3 protein-coding genes are annotated in these 1,203 nt (G+C 63.4%); all 3 read right to left on the bottom strand.

Going from position 1 to position 1,203, the window contains the following annotated elements:
• On the bottom strand, window positions 1-481 hold a 481-nt coding region (locus HX846_RS08110; protein WP_178965229.1), incomplete at its 3' end, for a DUF4880 domain-containing protein.
• Complete coding sequence (locus HX846_RS08115) at window positions 478-1,002, bottom strand: sigma-70 family RNA polymerase sigma factor (RefSeq protein ID WP_008434587.1); 525 nt, start codon at window positions 1,000-1,002, stop codon at window positions 478-480. The genes HX846_RS08110 and HX846_RS08115, both read right to left, overlap by 4 nt.
• An 83-nt stretch (window positions 1,003-1,085) precedes the next feature.
• Window positions 1,086-1,203, bottom strand: a 118-nt coding sequence (locus HX846_RS40360) for a hypothetical protein (protein ID WP_372241969.1), incomplete at its 5' end; no start/stop codon positions are given.

The raw sequence follows: 1,203 nt of genomic DNA on the forward strand, positions 1-1,203 counted from the left end.
CGGTCTCGATCAGGATCTCACCGGCGCGCAGGATCAGCAGCCGCTGGTCCGGGCCGTAGCGCACATCTACGGCGCTGGCCGTATTGAGCGACAGCCGGGTGCCATCCTCGAGGGTGACAGTGTGACGTTCGCCGGTGGTGGTGCGCTGATCGGCCATCCATATCGGTGCCTGGCGATAGCCGGTCCAGCCCATGGCGCTCACCCCGGCACCGATCACCAGGCCCTTGAGCAAGCCGCGTCGCCCCAGGTGCCGGGAATGATCGGCGGCCTTGTCCAGCACATTGACGGCCAGGGATCCCGGCAGGCACTGGAGTTGGCCCTGGAGCATCTCCACACGCTGCCAGGCCCACTGGTTCAACGGGGATTCTTCGCGCCACGTGTTCCAGTCCTGCTGAAGCTGGCGATCACCGGGCACCTCCGCCAGGCGTGCAACCCATTGGGCTGCGGCACTCAGCGCCTGGCGTTGCGGGTCAAGGGTCATTGGTCCAGCGCTTCAAGCAGGCAATGCTCGGTGGCCTTGGCGATGTATTTGGTCACCGAGCTGACCGAGACCTGTAGCTGCTCAGCGATTTCCTTGTAAGGCATGCCCTGCAACTGCGAGAGCAGGAACGCGCGTTTCACCTTGCGCCCGAGACCGTCGAGCATCGCATCGAGGCGCTGCAGGGTTTCGATGATCAGCAGGCGCTCTTCGGGTGACAGGGCGTAGGCCAAGGGCTGTTCGGCCAAAGCCTGGAGATAAGCCTGCTCAAGGGCCTTGCGACGGTAGCTGTCAATCATCACGCGCCTGGCGATGGTCACCAGGAAGTGCCGCGGCTCCTTCAGGTCGGCGGCCAGAGGTTTGGCCCGGTCGGCCAATAGCAGGCGAATGAAGGTGTCCTGTGCCAGGTCAGCCGCCTGATGCGAACACCCCAGCCGCGCACGCAACCAACCCACCAGCCAGCGGTGATGGGCACCGTAAAGCGTGGCAACAGGCTGGTGAGCGTGGCGGATCGATTCGGGCATGATGGCGATTAGCGCTAATGAGAACGAATCGCAATTTAGACGAATGTAGGAGTAAGGGCAATCACCTGTGTGTATTTGTGGCTTTAGACGTGGGGATCACCCGGTGCCTTGGCAGGGGTCGCGTATTGCGGCTTCAAGTGGCCTTCCTGATCGAGCAGCCAGGCGTCCATGATCTGGCGCACCACCGGCCCCGCCACTCGG

Origin of the sequence: Pseudomonas sp. K5002 (assembly GCF_013386655.1) — a bacterium.
Lineage (GTDB): Bacteria > Pseudomonadota > Gammaproteobacteria > Pseudomonadales > Pseudomonadaceae > Aquipseudomonas.

What these genes read in the sequence shown, in the direction of transcription:
- HX846_RS08115 (WP_008434587.1), bottom strand. Translation starts at nt 1,002, where the DNA reads ATGCCCGAATCGATCCGCCACGCTCACCAGCCTGTTGCCACGCTTTAC.